This window comes from Chryseobacterium candidae (genome assembly GCF_004916905.1).
Taxonomy (GTDB): domain Bacteria; phylum Bacteroidota; class Bacteroidia; order Flavobacteriales; family Weeksellaceae; genus Chryseobacterium; species Chryseobacterium candidae.
The window spans coordinates 13,761-33,625 of the sequence record NZ_SDLV01000030.1; the positions used below are offsets into that span (position 1 = coordinate 13,761).

At 37.3% G+C, this 19,865-nt stretch carries 21 protein-coding genes; 18 read left to right on the top strand and 3 right to left on the bottom strand.

What is annotated here, in order from left to right:
• The first annotated feature begins 57 nt into the window (after positions 1–57).
• From tssD to EK417_RS14750, 15 genes are all read left to right on the top strand, one after another.
• Positions 58–462 carry a type VI secretion system tube protein TssD gene (gene tssD, locus EK417_RS14685; RefSeq protein ID WP_002977458.1) on the top strand — a complete coding sequence of 135 codons (405 nt, stop codon included), beginning with the start codon at positions 58–60 and terminating at the stop codon, positions 460–462.
• Positions 463–610: 148 nt separating this feature from the next.
• The gene (locus tag EK417_RS14690) at positions 611–2,542 is read left to right on the top strand and encodes a type VI secretion system Vgr family protein (protein ID WP_136522561.1); all 1,932 of its coding nucleotides are present in this window, start codon (positions 611–613) and stop codon (positions 2,540–2,542) included.
• A gap of 1 nt (position 2,543) precedes the next feature.
• A complete protein-coding gene (locus EK417_RS21145; RefSeq protein WP_156106421.1) occupies positions 2,544–2,714 on the top strand; it encodes a hypothetical protein in 171 nt (56 codons plus the stop codon).
• Between the two features lie 61 nt (positions 2,715–2,775).
• The gene (locus EK417_RS14695; protein WP_228457943.1) at positions 2,776–3,750 is read left to right on the top strand and encodes a DUF2931 family protein; all 975 of its coding nucleotides are present in this window, start codon (positions 2,776–2,778) and stop codon (positions 3,748–3,750) included.
• A 35-nt stretch (positions 3,751–3,785) separates the two neighbouring features.
• Positions 3,786–5,198 carry a phospholipase effector Tle1 domain-containing protein gene (locus tag EK417_RS14700; RefSeq protein WP_136522563.1) on the top strand — a complete coding sequence of 471 codons (1,413 nt, stop codon included), beginning with the start codon at positions 3,786–3,788 and terminating at the stop codon, positions 5,196–5,198.
• A 61-nt stretch (positions 5,199–5,259) separates the two neighbouring features.
• Positions 5,260–6,303, top strand: a complete 1,044-nt coding sequence (locus EK417_RS14705) for a hypothetical protein (RefSeq protein WP_136522564.1) — start codon at positions 5,260–5,262, stop codon at positions 6,301–6,303.
• Positions 6,304–6,331: 28 nt separating this feature from the next.
• A complete protein-coding gene (locus tag EK417_RS14710; protein WP_136522565.1) occupies positions 6,332–6,820 on the top strand; it encodes a DUF4280 domain-containing protein in 489 nt (162 codons plus the stop codon).
• Between the two features lie 11 nt (positions 6,821–6,831).
• Positions 6,832–9,624 (top strand): OmpA family protein, encoded by a 2,793-nt coding sequence (locus EK417_RS14715; RefSeq protein WP_136522566.1) that lies wholly within the window; start codon positions 6,832–6,834, stop codon positions 9,622–9,624.
• 10 nt (positions 9,625–9,634) lie between these two features.
• On the top strand, positions 9,635–10,222 hold the full coding sequence (locus EK417_RS14720; protein WP_131797511.1) for a hypothetical protein: 588 nt from the start codon (positions 9,635–9,637) through the stop codon (positions 10,220–10,222).
• Between the two features lie 3 nt (positions 10,223–10,225).
• Positions 10,226–10,996, top strand: a complete 771-nt coding sequence (locus tag EK417_RS14725; protein WP_136522567.1) for a hypothetical protein — start codon at positions 10,226–10,228, stop codon at positions 10,994–10,996.
• 68 nt (positions 10,997–11,064) lie between these two features.
• A complete protein-coding gene (locus EK417_RS14730; RefSeq protein WP_136522568.1) occupies positions 11,065–11,847 on the top strand; it encodes a hypothetical protein in 783 nt (260 codons plus the stop codon).
• On the top strand, positions 11,847–12,407 hold the full coding sequence (locus EK417_RS14735; RefSeq protein ID WP_136522569.1) for a LemA family protein: 561 nt from the start codon (positions 11,847–11,849) through the stop codon (positions 12,405–12,407). Before EK417_RS14730 ends, EK417_RS14735 begins: the two co-directional genes overlap by 1 nt.
• Positions 12,388–12,768 (top strand): hypothetical protein, encoded by a 381-nt coding sequence (locus EK417_RS14740; RefSeq protein WP_136522570.1) that lies wholly within the window; start codon positions 12,388–12,390, stop codon positions 12,766–12,768. Before EK417_RS14735 ends, EK417_RS14740 begins: the two co-directional genes overlap by 20 nt.
• Positions 12,769–12,787: 19 nt before the next feature.
• Positions 12,788–13,441 carry a hypothetical protein gene (locus tag EK417_RS14745; RefSeq protein ID WP_136522571.1) on the top strand — a complete coding sequence of 218 codons (654 nt, stop codon included), beginning with the start codon at positions 12,788–12,790 and terminating at the stop codon, positions 13,439–13,441.
• A gap of 101 nt (positions 13,442–13,542) precedes the next feature.
• Positions 13,543–14,259, top strand: a complete 717-nt coding sequence (locus EK417_RS14750; protein WP_110366782.1) for a hypothetical protein — start codon at positions 13,543–13,545, stop codon at positions 14,257–14,259.
• Positions 14,260–14,352: 93 nt separating this feature from the next.
• On the opposite strand, the gene EK417_RS14755 is transcribed toward EK417_RS14750, so the two are convergent.
• The 3 genes from EK417_RS14755 to EK417_RS14765 all read right to left on the bottom strand — a co-directional run bounded on the left by EK417_RS14755 (position 14,353) and on the right by EK417_RS14765 (position 17,224).
• A complete protein-coding gene (locus EK417_RS14755; protein ID WP_110366781.1) occupies positions 14,353–16,143 on the bottom strand; it encodes an endonuclease in 1,791 nt (596 codons plus the stop codon).
• Between the two features lie 369 nt (positions 16,144–16,512).
• A complete protein-coding gene (locus EK417_RS14760; protein WP_076596120.1) occupies positions 16,513–17,040 on the bottom strand; it encodes a DUF4136 domain-containing protein in 528 nt (175 codons plus the stop codon).
• Position 17,041: 1 nt separating this feature from the next.
• The gene (locus EK417_RS14765; RefSeq protein ID WP_047434227.1) at positions 17,042–17,224 is read right to left on the bottom strand and encodes a C1orf53 family protein; all 183 of its coding nucleotides are present in this window, start codon (positions 17,222–17,224) and stop codon (positions 17,042–17,044) included.
• A gap of 40 nt (positions 17,225–17,264) precedes the next feature.
• Between EK417_RS14765 and EK417_RS14770 the strand changes: the two genes are divergently transcribed.
• The 3 genes from EK417_RS14770 (at position 17,265) to EK417_RS14780 (ending at position 19,820) form a co-directional block, all read left to right on the top strand.
• Complete coding sequence (locus EK417_RS14770; protein ID WP_076596161.1) at positions 17,265–17,591, top strand: hypothetical protein; 327 nt, start codon at positions 17,265–17,267, stop codon at positions 17,589–17,591.
• Positions 17,592–17,837: 246 nt separating this feature from the next.
• Complete coding sequence (locus EK417_RS14775; protein ID WP_136522572.1) at positions 17,838–18,746, top strand: 1-aminocyclopropane-1-carboxylate deaminase/D-cysteine desulfhydrase; 909 nt, start codon at positions 17,838–17,840, stop codon at positions 18,744–18,746.
• A 15-nt stretch (positions 18,747–18,761) separates the two neighbouring features.
• Entirely contained in the window at positions 18,762–19,820 is a 1,059-nt protein-coding gene (locus tag EK417_RS14780; RefSeq protein ID WP_076596118.1) for a glucosaminidase domain-containing protein, read from the top strand.
• The last annotated feature ends 45 nt before the right edge of the window (positions 19,821–19,865 follow it).

Consider the following 19,865-nt stretch of genomic DNA (forward strand, 5'->3'; position numbering starts at 1 on the left):
CTTTGTTGTATAAATCCTATATCAGGGAACAGTCGTTAATGATTAAAATGTAAGAATATGGCAGGAAATTCAAGAGGAATCTTAAAATTCAATGGAGGTGAAGGTCAGAAGTTGTTAAAGCTTAACTATAGCGTGTCAAGATCTACAGATGTTTCAGGACGTGTAGCATCTGACCCGTCAAACGCATTGATTAAAGTAACCATTGAAGCAACAGAAAAATCTGATGTTTTGGAAAGTTTATTAAACAGTAAATATAAACCAACAAGCGGAGAAATCAACTTTAATAAATCTCACGAAGAAGGAACACTGATCTCTTTGAAGTGGGAAAACGGATATGTGATCCAGCATGAAGTAGACTTCGATGCCATTGATAGCAATAATATGCTGATCAGTTTTGTAGTAAGTGCTGAAAGCATTACGTATGGAAATTCATCCTATGACGGACTTTGGCCAATGAGCTAAGTCTTTCATGAGCTAGAAATAAAAGACTGTCCTTACAAGACGGTCTTTTTTTACCTAAAACTATATTCTGCAGGATCTTTTGTTTTTAATTTTTAAACTCTCCTTCTGTAGAATAATCTTTTAGAAAACTAATCAAATCACTAAAAATATGTCAAATACACCTGGAAACTCACAAGCGACGTCTTTTCGTCCGACGCAGAATGCAGATGGTATTTCCGAAAACCATCACACAGGTATCAACCGTCTGGTAAAGCTTTCTCTTGTCATAGAAGGGAAAATTATCAAGTACTATAAGCATTTCAAGCTTAAGCAAAGTACCAGACGGCATCACGAATTTACGCTGACACTGGCACATGATACCTTGGGAGGCAGACAGACCCATTCATTGGAAGAAGCTAATAAATTCCTTGGGAAACGACTTACAGCTGTTATTTCCTATAAAGATATTGACAACAGCCCGGAACGAACTTTTGTGGGAGTGATTACCGGAGTAGGATTCAGTCAGGAACATATGAGTCTGGGAAATATTGTGCTTACAGGCTACAGCCCAACCATCCTTCTTGACGGTGCACCACATATCCAGAGTTTTGGAGGCAGTCAGTCGGTTAACGTAGGAATTATTGCCGAAGAAGTAATCAAACAGGGAATTGATAAAAGCCGGTTCGATGTAAGAGTAGATGCCAATAATTTTTCCCAGATCATCTACAGCAGCCAGTATAACGAAACCCATTATAACTATCTGGCAAGAATGGCTGAAGCCTATGGTGAGCAGTTTTATTATGACGGTGAAGTTTTACATTTCGGAAAACTTCCTGCTCAGAACAAAGCAATTACCCTTACTTACGGAAGCAGCGCCAATGATATAAAAGTTGAATTGAAAGCTGTACATACAAAGCCTCAGTTCTATGGCTACAACAGTAATAAAAATGAAAGACTGACATCAGGTTCTACACCCATAAAACACGTAAGTGACCTTGCGAAAACAGCATACAGTCATAACGAAACTATTTATAAGACTCCGGCTCTGCAGATGGCTCCCATTAAAGCCACTACACATTTGGATGTGGAGTACTCGCAGAAAAGTGCATCCGGAAGTGAAGCAGTGAATGTTTTTTCTGTTTCAGGAAATACCACGGTTCCTTTCCTGCACCCGGGTTGCGTAGCAGACGTCCAGATGCGTAAGCAGGATTCCAATGAAACCTCTTATTTCACAAGGATAATGATTACAGAAGCAGAACATGAGATTGATACCATAGGCCATTACAAAGGAAGCTTCGTAGGAATAGCGGCAGATACAGGGTTTCTTCCAAAACCGGAATTCACTGTTCCGAAAGCTGAACCACAGACTGCCACTGTAATTTCCAATACAGATCCGGAAGGACAGGGAAGAATACAGGTAAGATTTGACTGGCAGACCAATGATACCACTCATTTTATCCGTATGATGAGCCCTGATGCCGGAGGAACAGATCAGATTACCCAAAACCGTGGTTATGTAGCCATTCCCGAAGTGGGAGATCAGGTGATGGTCAACTTTGTGCACAGCCATCCGGACAGACCTTTCGTAATGGGAGGAATGTTCCATGGAGGAGTGGCATTAGGAGGAGGTGCTAACAATCATCTGAAATCTATTCAAACCAGAAGCGGAATCAGGATTCTGATGAATGATGAAGAAGGAAGCGTAACCATTCTTGATCCAAGCGGAAATACTTATTACATGGACGGACAAGGGAATATCAGCATGAAAGCTCCTAAAAACTTTACTTTAAATGCAGGCGACAACATCAATATCACCGCAGGAAAAGAAATATCAATAGGAGCAGGAGCAAGTATAACCAGTACTGCGAATGACAATATTATTTCCATTGCAGGGAAGGATATGAAACTTACGGCTTCGGGAGACATTACCGAAACATCCGACACCAGAACGGAAATGATTGAAAAAGAATTCAAAAGACAGTCCGAAACATCCAACGAAATTGCAGGTGAAATTTCCATGTTCAGCGAACTGGAAAATATGACCATGCAGAGCGGAAAGATTGTAGAATTCAACAGTGCTGAAAAATCAAAACTTTTCTGATATGGCGATCATCAAAACAGCAACCAATCTGCGCATAACAGTTAAAGATTCTTATCATCTGAGCGTAGGAAAAAAGGTGGAGAAAATAGCAAAGAAAATCAATGTGGAAGCCCATAGAGATAATCTGGTTTTAGCAAGTAACAAGAAGATTATGTCCCATGGCCATAAGTAAATATAACCTGCTGATCCTTTTTATATGGTGTTTTTCATTAACGAATTGTCAGAATAAAAAAATGGAAGAAAAATACAGCTGGCTGGGAACCGTTTCCGCCCCGCAGGAATACCCGATGGAAGTATATGAAGGAGCTATTGTTGCCGATGGTTTTACTTACAGTTTTGATGCCATCTGGGGAACACAGAATACAGGATGGGGAAAAGAAGGCGGTACCATGAACGTCAATACCGAAAGAATGAGTGCTCCTCATGAACTGGAATTTACATGGTATTCTTTGGTGGAAAATAAATTCTACACCGGAAAATGGAATCTGGATAAAGAAAAGATAAAAAGCCTTTTTGATGAAGGGTTTGTTGATCAGGATACGAAAAAGAAAGCCACTTATAATTCCTTCGTGGTAGGATTAGCTCCGCAGGGAAGAGTAGTGCTTTGGATGAAAGGTCCCGGAAACCAGAAAGAAGTAGGAGCTTTCCAGGCTCATGATACAATTATCACCAAAGAAAAAGCCTACGATAATGCTCAGTACATGCTGAAAGAAGGATTTGCAGAAAGAATGCTCAAAGACCCGTCTTACAAGACATTCAAGCCGGAAGTTCGTGAGAAAATTGAAAAAGAAGGCTATCCGCCAGCAGATATTTATAACGTATACAGAGAAAAATACAACTGGAAACCTTCCGTGATTCTTCCTGAAGGAGCTGCATGGATAGATTTCGGTTTTACCAATTATAACGGTGAGCAGGAAAATCTTTTTGATCAGAGCTTAAAAGACAATACTTACAAAAGCAGGGCTATACCAAAATTCTGCGGTTTTTATTGGAAAGATAAAAACAGCAACAGATATGCAGTATGGATAGACGCTTTTGATGACAAAGAAATATTTGATCTGTTTCAGAAATCAGGAAAAGACAAAAATATTGATCTGACCATTAAAGTCAATGAAGATAACACAAAGGTTTTGGTATCCCTTGAGTCTGAAAAAGAGAAGTTTCCGGTAACCAAAGCAAAAATAAGGGTATCTAAAAAGATAGAATGATAGGTTTCACTCAGTCAATTTAAAAATTAAGAACGATGCACAACAATCAATTTGGAAGCTATACACCATCTGTATCCAAAGAGGAAGTACTGGATATTACCATTGGGATTTTTTTTGACGGAACCCTGAATAATAAAACCAATACGGAAGAGAGAAGGAAAGGAACGGATGCCCATAAAAAACATGGCGGAAAAGCTGAAGACAATACCAGCTACAATAATGACTGGAGCAATGTAGCCCGCATGTGGGATAACTATGATAAAAACTTCGGTATTTATATAGAAGGTATTGGTACACAGGATAAAGAAGGAGATGCTACGCTGGGCTACGCTTTCGGAACAGGAGATACAGGGATCAGATCTAAAGTGAGAAAAGGCTGCGAAGAGATTGTAAAAAAGGTGAAAACCATTAAAGCAGAAAAGAAGGCCGATAAAATTGCGGTTCTTACTTTCGATGTATTCGGATTCAGCCGTGGAGCTGCTGCCGCACGTAATTTTGTATACGAAATCGGAAAAGCAAAGTATAAAGCCACTTCACGCACCGTTGCCAACGAAGCGGTTTCGGTGACCACTTATTCAGATGATGACGGCAAAAGTGTAGCATCAGAAGAACTTCCAAAATGGGGACACCTTGGCCTTAAGCTCGAAGAAGCAGGATTAAAGGTAGATGTGTTGAAAGTAAGATTTCTTGGAATCTACGATACTGTTTCTTCCTATTCAAAATATCTGTCACCAGTACCCAATTTCAGCAATGACGTAGAAGAATTAAGCCTGAATGAAATTGGAAAAGCCCAGACTGTAGTTCACTTTATCGCTGCCGATGAACACAGAGAAAACTTTGACCTCACAAGGGTACACATCGGAACTGAAAAAACATTTCCGGGTGTACACTGCGATGTAGGCGGAGCCTATGAAAACGGAAGGGAAACATGGGAAGAAGTGGAAACTTCATGGACTACCAGCAGTAAATTAGAAGCATTAAAGGCAGAGCTTGAAAATGAAGGCTGGTATCATAAAGGTGAACTCACCATTACCCCCGGATTCTATTTGTCGTTAAGAGGAACACGTGATCTTCTGAAGACTTTCAGCTATATTCCTTTACATTTTATGGCAGAATACGGCATTGATAAAAACCTTCCCATCACCTTAAAAAAAATGACAGATGATAAATACTCCATTTTGGATGATCAGTTTTTGATAGGAATTAAAGACCGTCTCAGAACTTACGTAATGGGAGATGGCAAACCTTACTCTTTCAGACATTATAAAGAACTGAGGGATGCCTATGGAGGAAACGAAATTCCGGAAGACCGTCAGGCAGCTTATCAGAAAGAAGTAAAGGAACAGGATGATTTAAGAAAGCTTCGTCACAAATACCTTCACTGGTCAGCCAGAAGAGAAGGGATTGGTATGGATCCGAGACCGAACAGAACAAGGGTTATCCATTAGAATTAAAATCTTTAACAATAAGATTATCATACAGAAAAGAAATTGAAGCAGGAATATTTTTATGCAGAAATATAATATACATACTGTTCAGAAAGATGAAACTTTAAAAAGTATAGCGTCGCTGTACGGGTTGGATAAAGATGCATTAAAACTTTTCCATAATAATCACTGCGCTGTTAAAGACATGATCCTGATCAATCTTAACGGGCAGAAAGAGCTTTTTGTTCCGAGAACTGCAGTGGCAGATAAAAACCTTTTGGTACAATTCAGAAAAGGAAATAGTCTTACCCTTCAGCCAGAAAAATCATTGCGAAGATACAGTGTAGTCATTACCATTGAAAAAGGGGAATCCAAAAACGAATTAAAATATGAAGCATCTGTTCGCTGGCTTACAACAGAAAAAGGGCATCATTTTTTTGAGATAGACAGAACATCAAAGCTCTATCTTAATGAAGAAGAAGTAAATGAAATTGCAGATCTGCTGGCCTACAGAACCTCAGGTGTTTTATATCCTTTATACATAAGTACAGATGAGCATGGGAAATTTGAAGCGGTAGAAAACGCTGAGGTATTTTCCAAAAGATGGCCCGCTGTAAAAGAAGAACTCTATAAAGAATTTGAAGGCGAAACCGTAGACGAATATTGCGGAAAGATTGAAAAAGTGATCAGCCAGCCTGAAGCCGTCAATCTTTATATCAAAAATGATTATTTCATCCGTGCCTTGTTTTTTGGAATCTATCAGAGTTTCGGAAAGGATTATAGAACTGAGATGACAGAAACTTTTCCTGTAACAGACAATGCAATTGAACCCAGATATAAACTGACCCTGGAAACAGATCCTGTTAAAGGAGAAACAGGGCTGATTACCATAGAAGGAGCAGGAAAGTTATATGAAGAAAGGGATATTGATGATTTTATAAGAAAATCACCTTTTTCATTGATTATAGAAGACGACCCTGTGATGAATGAAGAAGGAAATTTCAGACTCATAAGCTATCTGAAAGGAGAAACTTCACTTCCGGAATCTCTTTACCTGGAATGCAGTATCATGCTGCAGGAAGAAAAAAAGATTTCAGTATCAGTTTCAGGAATTGATAATAAATAAACGACCACTTCACTAAAGATAAATTAATATGGCAGAAAAACATATTGTAGTACAGGGCGCCCTATGCAAATGCCAGTTCGGGCAGGCTCCGGACAAGCTGAAAGTACTTACACACCAAAAAGAATATGCCAATGATAAAAGCGCTTCCAAAAAACTGATCGTTACCACGAAAGAAATTGGAGCAGCCACATTTGAAAAAAATACATTCGGGAACTGTACCAAAATGGGAGGACCGCCGCCTCCATGCAAAATTATGATTACAGAATGGCAGAATTTTTATGATAAAGTACAGCTCAGCAACGGTGGATACATCATTGTAGAAGACAGCAAAGCCGTATGTGCGGTTGCGGGAACTCCATGTATTGAGATTATAGACCACGGGCAGAGAGCAGAAGCCAGCCAGCAGAACTTTAAAAATGCCGACAAAGACGTTCAGCAGCAGATCAATCCGCTGGTAGATTCCGAAGAAATGTATAATGAACAGCCTTCAGGAGGAGGGCAGGATGGTGCAATCTAAATGATAAGAAAATGGCAAAAGGCGTAAAAAAAATAAAAGTTGTAAGCGGCTTGTATTACCCGAAAATGTCTGTATTAGGGCAAAGGATTACCATAAAGCCGGATCAGTGGGTGCAGTTTGGTGTGGATGAATGGCTGCCGGGAACTACAGATGCAGACAAAAAGAAACCTCTTACGTGGATGAGGCAGAACAGCAGCAAAAAAATTATTATCAATCAGATTACCTCTGCTACAGGATATAAATTTTTAATTGGCAAGCAGTACTGCGGAAGCTATCAGTTTTATATTGAAGCCAGTCTTTCAGGAGTTAGAGATCCTAAAGGTAATACAGGGCTATATGTAAAAGGCTGGTGTGAACCTAAAATTGTAAGCAGCAAATGGTCTACGCAGAAAAACAGCAAAAGCATAAAAAACAATAAAAAAAACGAATACATTTCCTACGGCCATATTGTTCACCTGAACCTGATGACAGAAGGGCTGAATGGAAATACAGTCAGTATCGAACTCTGGAATCAGCAGACAGCCAAGGCAGATAAACTGGTACATACCTACAACAATGTACAGGTAATAGATGGTGAAGTCAATCTGAAAATAGAAAATACCTTTGCCTGGATGGCCTTTGTAGACAATATCCAGAATGTAGAGGAATTCTATGTTAAAGTGAAAGATGTTGCTTCCAGACAATACATCAAAGATAAACTGGGTGATGATCTTCATGCCATCTATCTGAATGTTAAGAATAAAGTTGCCACTACCAATACCAATGGTGCTCAGAACCAGACACCAACTAAGGTTTATAAGCCGGATGTCAACTCCGTCAGACTCGAGCCGTGTAAATTTGAAGTCATTAAAATCACGGAAAATGAAACAAAAGACGGCAAAGCCAGCAATACAACCGTTAAAGTTTTTGACAATGGTAATGGTGTCAAACTGATAAAATCTGCTGCATTACAGGAACATATTCAGAGAACAATCTATTATAAATTTGATTCCACAGTTATTGATAAAGACGGAGAAGCCACCTTGAATAATGTGCTCAAATTTCTTCTCGAACACAAAGATGCCACCATGAATCTCAGCGGGTATGCCTGTGTTATCGGAAAAGAAAATTATAACAAAGGGCTTTCCCAAAGAAGAGCTGATGTTGTGAAAAAATTCTTTGCAGACGGCGGATTAGATCCAAGAAGAATTATCTCCGTAGGAAAAGGGGAAGTAGATCCTACCGATGATAAAATGGGAAGAGATAATATCAGATACAAAAATGAGAAAGACTACGAAAATAACCGTAGAGTAGATATCTCATTTGTATTCAATGCTCATGATGCGCAAACTGTTCATTATGAAGTAACAGCACCTAGTGTGTCTACAAAGAAAAATCTGATCATTGATGTTACCGGCTTTGAAACAAAAGAATGTTTCAGAGACAGTAAAGGAAAACATAAAAAACAGATACAGATTGTAGATGTAGGACAGGCAATAGATAATGGAGATACGGTAAAAACATTTACGGCTCCTTCCTTTACTTATGGAGTATATTCAGATTTATCACAATTCAATGCTTTTCCTATACAATATATCTGGCCTGCCGGAACAAACCCGAATCAGTTTCATTTGCATGTACATACCTGCAGATACTATAGTAATGAGAAAAGGACTACGGTATTAATAAAAGCCTATCCGGACGTCAACTGGACACTGAGTTTTACATTGAATCTTACCAATGATCTCAGCGTAAAATGGATGAATATGGATCCCCATGAGCATAAAGAGCTGCAGAAAAGAGCAGGCAAAATGGGTGCTGAAAAAAGATGGAAGCAAAAAGATGCTTCATTGGCATTTAGTTTAAAGGCAAAATGGAACAATGATCAGCAGGAAAAAGAGCTAAAATATCAATACGAAACCAAGTTTAAGAAAATATATGATACATTTGCTGCCATAGGAGCGCTGTCGGATGGAGTTCTTAATCAGGCCAAAGGAAAAGTACGCTCCATTTCTCCTAAAGGCATTCCGGTAAGCTTTGCTGTGAAACCTCCTAATATGGAATTGTCAGGTAACTGGCTTTTAAAGCATCCTAAGGATAATAATGCCATTATTGGTACAGATGTAGCTATAGGTTTGAAAGCAAATCCGCTGATTGGTCTGGAAATGACAGTTGATCTTCTGGGAGCACTGGTATTTGGTATTTCCGGAGCGGTAAGCGGAGGAACAGCTGCGCCGGGAGTCACAAGGCTGTATCAGGAAATTCAGGGAAAACTGAAATCCGGAATAGATGTAGGGAATGATAATGCAGGCTTCAAGGCATCTGTTGATATCTTCATGGATCTTATTATTTCCAGTACGATAGAAGTGGAATCCGAATTTAAATTTAATACGGCAGGAAAACTCAAAGATTCCGAATTTAAAGTCTCAAGTAAGAGTAAACTTAAACTGGAATTGAAAGTAGGAGTGAAAATTCAGGGAGAAGTTTCACTGGCTGTTATTAAAGCAGAGGCTTATTTTGAAGCTTCAGCATCAGGAAGTGCTTCCATAACGTATGGACATGGTATCAACTACGATGAAAAAGGATTGTATTACCGTCCTGTTCTCGGATTTGACGGTCTTGATGCCCAATATGTAGTTACAATAAGTGTAGGTCTTGCTATTAAAATTGCAAAAAATAAACATAAAGTGGAGGAAAGCAGAGATGGAAAATATGAAATTGCCAAAGGGGATTTTAAAAATGTAATTCCTCCTTTTGATGTGATAAAAGAATTAGAGTCCTTATTTGGAATGAGTGCAAATATTCCGTTGATTAAAAATGATTAATATTCATACAATGAAAAATCTTATCTTATTATTTAGCTTTTTGGCTATTGTGTCCTGCAACGGACAAACCGATCTGGAATCTTTAAAATTTGATGAAAAAGTATCGGATAATATTACGAAGGGAGAAAAAGAAACAGAAGCCAATTACGGATTATTATCATATAAACAGGCCGATGTTAAAAACTATAAGCTGGGAACTGTATCATTTTCTGAATATACTGTACCCAAAGGATATGATTATTCCAACAACAACCTTGCGCTTTTTGTAAACTCTTACCAGAATAATCAATACCTCGGATTTATACTGAACCTTGCTAAAGAAGACGAAGGGAAAAAGCTGATTGATTATCTGACTAAGACCTATGGTAATCCAGAAAAAAGATCCACAGATAAAACAGGAGCTGCTTACTTCTGGGATGCATCAGCTAAAAATAAATGGATATTTTTAACCCAAACTCAGGAACTGACACAGGACAATACAAAATATACCAATACCAAACTGATTGTAGTAAAGAAAGGAACCAGAGTGGAGAATTCTTCAGATGCCGGCACTTTCTCCATCTTAGACAGTTTTACCCTTGCTTATCCTAAAAAATAAAAGATGAAACCTTATTACGAAATAGATTTTAGTGCGGTAATGTGTTCATTTCAGATCAAAATTAATGATGTGGAATTAATTTCATTGAGTATTGAGGGACAGACCAGATCAGATTTTCCCATCAATCATCTTATTCTGGAAGGAGGTAAACAAACAATTGAAGTGAAAGGACTTCCAATGGATGGGCATAAAGAATTGCATGAAGATTCTTATATAAGATACAGAGTAAATCTCTACGATATGTCTTCCGGAGAATATGCTTTTGTAAAGCAGTTTGATGAATATTTTACCAAGAAGCCAGATAAAAATATACCGTTTATAGGACATGTAAGTACATTTGAAGCCGAAGTACCCTACAAACTGGAGGCATGGCAAAACGGAATAGATCTTAAAGGTGCTAAATTCGATGTTAAAGAAAAATTGATCAAAAAGTATAACGAAATTATAAAGCTGATCAATGGAGGCAATTACAGTTCATTCATTGATCAATATCAAAAAAGAGAAAATAATAACGCTTTAGCCATGTATCTTAGCAAAAGTCAGGCAGAAGCCAGAATGCAGGGTATTATTTCCGATATGCAGAATGGATATAAAGCGCAGAGCATTCCGGATGATATTCAGGTAGAGTATTCAGCCTACGGAAAGCTGGCCGCACTAAAATGTACAGATATGATGTCTGCATTACGTCTGGAAAATCCGGAAAGTGAGGAAGAATTAGTTCTGCCCATAACATTTTATATTCCCGAAGGGAAAGATGAGTTTGAGATTATATAGCAATCTTTAAAAGAAAAAAACACTGGAAATAAGATCTAGGTATTTCCACCAGTTTTATAACAGAATAAATGGGAGTTAAAAAGGAAAGACCATACATCGTATATAGTATTTTAGGAATAATAGCCGCAGGCTTTATTTACTTTATTCTGTGGATTATTTTCAAAGATAGAATGCCGCTGCATGAATATGCTTCTGAAAATTCCAATAACTATGACAGCTATGCAGAGAAAGCGATCGTTTTTTTTCCTTTACTTTTTTTTGTTTTCATTTTTATTGTTTTAATGAAGCCTACTGCTTCAAAACGTTTTTTACGCCTGCAATCCTCACTACCTACCTCTAAGATCCATTCTGTAGCAAAAGGACTGGCAGAAATTGAAGGAACATTGGTGATGAAAACTCCTTTATTCTCACCGGTAAATAATGAAGCATGTATTGGATATTACTATACGATTGAGGATATTGACAGAGATTCAGACGATAAAGAAAGCTACAGAACCATTCACAGGGAAACAAAATGCAATATCTTCCGGATTAAAGATGACACAGGAATCATAGAAGTAGAACCGGAAGGAATAGAGCTGGTTTTATTAGAAGAAACCAATGTAAGCAGCTACGGCGGTAAAAGGTACAAAGAAACTCTTTTAAAAGATGGTCAGAAGATGTTGTTGGTAGGCTATGCCGATTCCAGAAACGGAATACCTTTCATGAGAAAAGATGAACATTATAAAGTCCTTGGGATTACTTCCTCATCAGGAATCACGGTTTGGAATAAATACCAGCCATTGCTGAGGTCATTTATGTTTACCTGTTCCATCATCCTTTTAATAATTATTTATATACTTACACAATAATGAATCAGACGGTCGCTATCATATTACTTATCCTGCTTGGGGTAGTTATTATAAGTTTTCTGATCAATCTGTACAACAAATTGGTTATGCTGAAATTTAATGTTGACAAAGCATACGGCAATATTGATGTGGTGCTGAAACAACGTGCGGATGAAATTCCCAATTTGGTCACCGTTGCCAAACACTTTATGAACTACGAAGAAAAGCTGCTTACCCGCCTTACAGAGCTCAGAACTTTTTACAATAACAGTACTGATGCCAATAAGAGAACCGAGATTGCCAATGAAACCTCAAAAGCGCTTTCTTCATTCTTTGCGGTTTCAGAAAACTATCCGGAACTGAAATCTAATAATAATTTTCTTGAACTGCAGAAAAGAATTTCCGATCTGGAGAACAAAATAGCAGACAGAAGAGAATTTTTTAATGACAGCGTGAATCTTTACAACATTGGGATTCATGAATTTCCCAATGTGATACTGGCAAAAATGTTAGGCTATAAAGACAAAACGTTACTGGAAATTACAAACGAAGAAAAACAGTATGACGGGGTTCAGTTTTAATACTTTTTTCGGATTAGAAGGCAAAATAGCTGCTTACCCGGAAGCAACCATTTTCGGAGCGATGTTAGTACCCATTTTGCTGCTTATTCCGATAGCAGTGATAGGATGGATCTTTAGAAAACTGAAATTCAATATGTACATCATTCATGTATTGATGTATACTTTGCTTTTTACATTTATAATAGGAACACTGACCATATTTATCCTTTTCTTTATTACTGATAAAAATGGAGTGAAACTGGCCTATTGCTGGCTTACGATACTTACGGGAATGTTTGTTTTCAGTTTAATCAATGCCAATACCATTACCAAAATGTTTACCGATTGGTCTAAAATAATTAAAGAAAAAGAAAATCAGTAATTTTGAAAAAACATTTAGCATGAGGAAAAAAGCAAGAGTGCTGGTATTGATTTTTGTTGTATTGATCAATATCTGTTGTGGAAATAAATCATTTGATCTGTCTTCAGTTTCCTTGGGCGATGATGCAGAGAAATATGATTTTGAAAACAAAGACTTATTTCTGAAAGATGCCGTAAAAACAGATATTATTCAATATTATGCTGATGAAAATAAAGGGATAACCTACGGAAATATACCCTTAGACAAGACAATGGGTACAAGAATTACCGTATACAAAGGAAAAGTAGGAGCCGTTGATACCAATGCTGCCGAAAAGTACTCTCTGGAATTTGTAGAAAAAATAGTAAAAAAACATGGAAATCCTACCGCTTCTATTACAGACAAAGCAACCGTAGATGCCAAATTAGTAAAACCAATTTTTGAAAAACTTAAAAAACTTTCTCCGGAAAAAGTCTCATGGAATCAAAATGAGAAAAATTCCTTTACTTATCCAACTTCTTTTTTCTGGGATGATGGGAAAAATTATTCCGTACTAAGTATCTCCATTGAAGATGATGGGAAAATAAGAAATAAATATATTTCTGTATCAAAAGATGCTTACCGTAATAATGCTGTATTTGGATTAAAATATCCTACCCCTCCGGCTTCTCCATGGTACAAGTACATGAATTAAAAGGCGGCAGTCAAGAGAAGAGTAATAAAAGAACCGTTTCCTGATACTTAAATCCTGTTTTTTCTGTTTATTATTAATAACCGGATATTAACACTAGCATTATGAAGAAATTGAAATATGTATTAATACCAGTAATCTGCCTGAGTCTTGCATCATGCAGCCAGCAGAAAAATAAAGAGGGTGAGTCTTTGGTTGAAACACAGGGAGGTACACAAACAGAGCCCTTTAATCTTGCACAGCTTAAAGCAGGACAGAATATCAATGAAATTTTAAAATCTGCCGGAGCAACGGCTAAGGATGCTTTACGTACCACTGACGTTACGCTGATCGGAAATGAAAAGCTGGCTTTTTCATCAAAAGAATTATTACATTTCAACGGGATAGATTTAGAAGGAAAAAATAATAAAAATATCAATAAAGTCCTTCTGCATTTTGGAAAAGTAGATCAGGAAATCGGCCCGCTTGCTAATGAAAAAGAAAATGAATTGGGAATGTATCAGCTAGATATTTATACAGAGCATGAAAAAAAAGCGCTTTTGGATAACCTGAATAGAACACTTCAAAAACCGAGTTTTGATACAATCCGTGAAGGTTTTGAATCTGAAGTTAAAGACAATGAAATCATTCAGACTCATAATAAATTCAGACAGGAAGTTGCCATCTGGAGAAACAGAGATATGCTCTATTACTACTGTGAAACCAAAATAGATAATAAACCGGACGAATACCGCTGCAATCTCTTCGTTTTCAAAAATAAAGAATGGAAAGACCTCTTAAAAGGATCAGGATATCCGGATCTGGATAAGATTTCTTTATAACGTTCAATACGCAAAAATCTACAGGAGTTTAATAGAAACATAAAATGCCGGTCCAAAAAGAACCGGCATTTTTATATCAAATCAGTATTTGAATTATTTTACTAAGAACTGCATCGTTACCTGATCCAGCTTCAAAATATAAACTCCCTGACCAAGATTTCTGGTTTTAATAGAGTTTCCATTTCTGAAAGGCTGGTCAATCGTCTGAAGAGTTTTCCCCTGAAGGTTATAAATCTCAGCTTTTCTTACCTTCTCAAGATCTCCTTTTACAAAGATTTCCTGATTGGTGATAGGGTTAGGAGAGATTTTAAAACTGTTAGAAGTAGTTTCAGTAGCTGTGCTTTGAGCCATTCTTGCACTTGATCCGGAATAACATGTCCATGCAAGATCATCAATAGCCACTCTGTTGCTTGATGAATTATTAACAAGGCTTACCACTACATTTCCGGAAAGATTGATGTTATTGATGGTCGTCGTTGTAGATGAAGTACTGTAAGGGATTGTCCCTACGGTTGTTCCGTTTACTTTTACATCAAAAGTACCATTGGTTCCTGAGAATTTAAGCTGTGTAGTTACCGTCAAAGAGCCAATACCGTTTGCTGAAGTGCCGGAAGTTAAAGAACCGTTTCTTACCGTAATCGCTTTATTGTTAATAGTCTGATCTGTTCTTGCATCCGTTGCTGTCCAGGAAATACCACCATTGCTCCATGTTCTGGTTGTATAGGTAGAACTGGCTGCAGGGATTGTTTCAAAATTTTCATTGGCACAGTTCGTACCTGGAGTAGTCCCTCCTGAATTAGTAGTCCCGGAAACCGTTGAACTGTTTGATGAAGAATTTCCTGCCGCATCCTTCGCTACTACATAAAAACTGTAAGTTGTAGAAGGAGTAAGCCCTGAAATGGTTGTTGAAGTTGAACCCGTAGTTGTTTGAAGACTTCCGTTCATATAAACATTATAAGCTGTTACGCCTACGTTATCGGTAGAAGCATTCCATGCAAGAGAAATACTGCCGGAAGTTGTTCCTGAAACATTCAGACCTGTTGCCGCAGTAGGTGCCTGAGTGTCACCTGAGGGCTGCTGAGAACCCCATATAAGGTTAACATAATTCGGGTTATCAATAAAAGGGTTTCTGTTCCCCTGAAAAGTATAGGATGCATTATTTCTTTTGATCTCAGCCTGAGAAACCGGATCCTGATTATGCCATGCCAGTAGAACATTCAGTTCCCAGGTCTGTAATCCCGGGAATGTAGAACTTCCTAACATATTTCCTGATGAGAAAGTAGAAAGTTTGCTTTGGTAACGTGTTACAAAATAAAAAATCATACGGGCCACATCTCCTTTAAACTCATCAATCGGCTCAAATACCGTCCCTGAATATCCTGAAGAAACAGAGGTGCCAAGTTTTGAACCATTCTGAGAAGTAAAAGAAGCACTTCCTACCTTTCCGAAAGGATAATTGCTTCTCATTCCGTTTACTTTTCCGTCTGTAGCTCTGATAAAATGAATATCCGCTACCATTGGAGATGCCTGATTGAAAAGACTTTGAGGCACAATATGCTCTCTGTTATAACAATTTCCCTCAGTAGAATACGTTCCACACTGGTTGGTCCCCGGATTATACTTATAAGGATCTGTGCCTGAAGGCTTTTCAGAATAAATATCAAGGATAGTACCATCATTCTCATAGTCCTTATCAATATCCGTGGTTTTATACGCTGTCCACAGTCCACTGTATCCTTTATCAGTATGTCCGTTGGTGATAATGCTGCTTAATTCAGATTTTAGTGCTGCGCCACTCAGTCCGTTGGCAGAATTGTAATATCCTGCAGGTGCCTGAGCATGGGCAAGCCCTGCAAATACAGAAAATAAAATGATTTTTTTCATAATTAATATTAAGTTTCAGCAAGAATACTACAATTTTTGTGAATAAAAAATTACGAAATCGTTAATTTTAAATGCACTGCATGTAAATATGTGATGAGTAATGAATAATGAGGTTTTGTATGAGATTCCGTTTTATATTTGAATTATGACTTTTATAATCTATCCTCAATATTGGATATTCAATAGCACCGGGCTTTAGCCCGGTTTAAAAATAAACGATTTCATTTGGCTTTAGCCGAAACTTAAATAATGAAAGATTATATCCACAGCTATCAGTGCAAATCTGTGCTATCTGCGGGATAAACAAATAATTATCCATAAAAAAAGCCGATACAAAAAGTACCGGCTATATAATGGATGATATTAATGTTATTTTCTTTGTGGCGGATAATTTTTCATAATCTCAGCCATAATCTCTGGAATCTGTCTCTGTTTTGCTTTTGGAGAATCAACAGAAATTCCGCTTCCGATACCCTGCCAAACCAGTTTGTTGCTTTTTGCATCAATAAGGTCAACAATCAGAGCGCCTTCATTGTAGTTGGTTGTCCATGTTCTGTTCATGCCAACGCCCCATCCGAATGGTCCGCCCCAACCCCACATTCCGTAAGGAGAAGAAGAATTGATATCAGTAATCTTTTTATGATTTGCTTTTACGTTGATAATCAGATCAGGGTTTTCTCCGGACTGAAGTCCTTTGCTCTGAAGCTGTCTCGACAGTTCATTCAGTACTCTGTCTTTATCAATATCATTCAGTTTTAGATCATCAATTCTGATTTTATAGGTTTTATAAGAATTGAAATTGGCGGTTTCAGCATAATCTGAACGTATCTGAAAAGGGCTACAAGAAGTTAAGCCTAATGTAGCAGATGCCAACAAAATAAAAATATATTTTTTCATTTTATTTATTTTTTTTATCACTTTTAATGAATGTATCAGTCTTTTTATCATACCCGTAAGGACAGTGTCTGCAGCCGCTTTTACAGCAATATCCTCTTTTCAGATGAAATTTTTCTGTAAAAACCTTGTACCCCTGTTCATTATAGTAGAAGTCTTCACCTTCTTTGATGTCATAATGGGCCATAAGTTAAATGCTTGTCAAAAAACTTTTTATATTTGTTACTATGATAATTGTATGCCAAAAGCCTTTAAAAAAATTAAAAATTAATGGCATCGCTCTCTTTCCCTTTATCTTCATTAGGAAACCCGAAGATAAGGAAAATAATGTATTGATCAATCACGAAAAAATTCATTTACAGCAACAACTGGAAATGCTCATTATTTTCTTCTATATTTTCTATGTTATTGAATACTATTACTGGTTTTTCAAACTGAAAGACGGTTATGTGGCTTATAGACGAATCTCCTTTGAAAGAGAAGCTTACGCCAACGAAAACAGCATGAATTATCTCAAAGAAAGAAAATTCTGGAACTTCAGGAAATATTTGTAAAGTGAATGTTGGGGTTTGGGATTTGGTTTTTGGATATCAATTTTGATGTTCTTTATATTCAATAGGAGCGGGCTTTAGCCCGTTTATCAAATAAATAAAAAATTCAGTCGGCTTTAGCCAAAACCTAAAATTATCAAAACAGTCATCCGCGAAAATCTGTATGATCTGTGGGAAAACAAACAAAATCCCGCAAGATTAAATCTTTTCCTACTTTTGCAAAGAATAATCTTGTGTCGTAAAACTGAAATGCTATTAAAACTTCCCACAGAACCTGTTTCTATCCAGGAAATTCTTATCGAGAAAAACATTAGGCTTTTTATTAAAAGGGAAGATCAGATTCATCCGTTGATTTCAGGGAATAAATACTGGAAACTCTTTCACAATGTGAATCACTATCTGGAAAAAGTTCCTGATAATCCATACATCATTACTTTCGGAGGCGCTTTTTCCAATCATATTGCAGCGGTTTCTGCAGTAGGTAATATGGCAGGTATTCCAACACTGGGAATCATCAGAGGAGAAGAACTGGAGCATAAATGGCGTGATAATCCTACTTTGCTTTTTGGGAAAAGAAACGGGATGAACCTGAAATTTGTCACCCGTGAAGAATACCGTCACAAAGAAAAACTGACAGAATTCCTTCAGCAGGAGTTTCCTGAAGCTTTGATAGTTCCTGAAGGAGGAACCAATAAAGACGCTGTAGAAGGAGTGAAAATGATGCTCAATGAACAAACAAAAGATTTTGACTATCTTTGCACCGCAGTTGGAACCGGAGGTACCATTGCAGGAATTTCAAAATTTTGTGAAGAGAATCAGAAAGTTATAGGATTTAAAGCCGTTAACGATGCTTCACTGGAAAATAAAATTTTTGAATTAACTTTGAGACAGAATTTTAATCTAATAGATTCATGTTTTGGAGGTTATGGTAAAATAAATGATGCAAACGTTCGTTTTATCAATGATTTCAAGGAGAGGTACGGTATTCCTTTGGAACCGGTTTATACAGGGAAAATGATGGAGAAAGTTTTTGAACTGATAGAAGAAGGATATTTTCCTGAAAACAGTAAGGTTTTGTGCTTTCATACTGGTGGTTTACAGGGAATTGAAGGAGCTAATTTACTGTTGGAAAAACAGAATAGAAATTTAATTATATAAGTAAAATTGAAAAACATGAAAAGACTTTTTCTATCCATAAGCCTTTTAGTTTTATCAAAATTTTCAGCCCAGACTTGGGCAACCGAAGATCAGTATATTCAGAAGTTTGCTAAATATGCAGTAGAAGAAATGGAAAAATATAAAATTCCGGCTTCTATTACCCTTGCACAGGGATTATTGGAAACCGGGGGCGGACAGAGCAGACTGGCACAGGAAGGTAAAAATCACTTCGGTATAAAATGTAAAGAAGACTGGACCGGTAGAACAATGAAACATACCGATGATGCACCTAACGAATGCTTCCGTGTGTACGATGATCCAAGACAGTCTTATGAAGACCACTCTATATTTTTATCCACAAGAAAATATTACGCCAACCTTTTCAAACTGGATATGAAAGATTACAGAGCGTGGGCAACCGGCTTAAAAAAAGCAGGGTACGCTACCAATCCGCGCTATGCTTCCATTCTTATCTCCAAAATTGAAAAGTATAAGTTATATGAATACGACAATACCAATTCTAATGAAGTATTGTATGCTGTTCTTAAAATGTACCCGGATCTGAAAGACGACAGAACTTTCATGGCACAGCTGGAACCTTCAAAAGCAACCAGAAAAGTGAAAGAACCTGTTACCGTTGAAGTCCCTTACAAACAAACCTCTTACGCACAACAACAAAAAAGAGTAGAGAGAATTAAAACGAAAGCTGAAATTCTGAATTCTATTCTTATCAAAAGCCACCCGAATGATGGGCTGAAATATATTGTAATTCCTGAAGATACCGATGTGAAATTCATTGCCAACAAATTCAAAGTAAGCGAAAGCAGACTGATGAAGTGGAATGAGCTGGAAAATGAAACGTTAAAGAAAAATGACATCGTTTTCCTTGAGTCTAAAAATTCTACCGGAAATACAGCCACCTATAAAGCTGAATACGGAGAAGATATGCATGATATTGCACAGAAATTCGGAATCAAATTAAATAAATTATACGCTAAAAACAGAATGGATGAAGGACAGCAGCCATCTGCAGGACAGCTTATTTATTTAATAGACAAAAAACCACGAAACTAATTTAATTTTTTTTGTTGAGAGTTTATCGTTGACAATTACATGCCA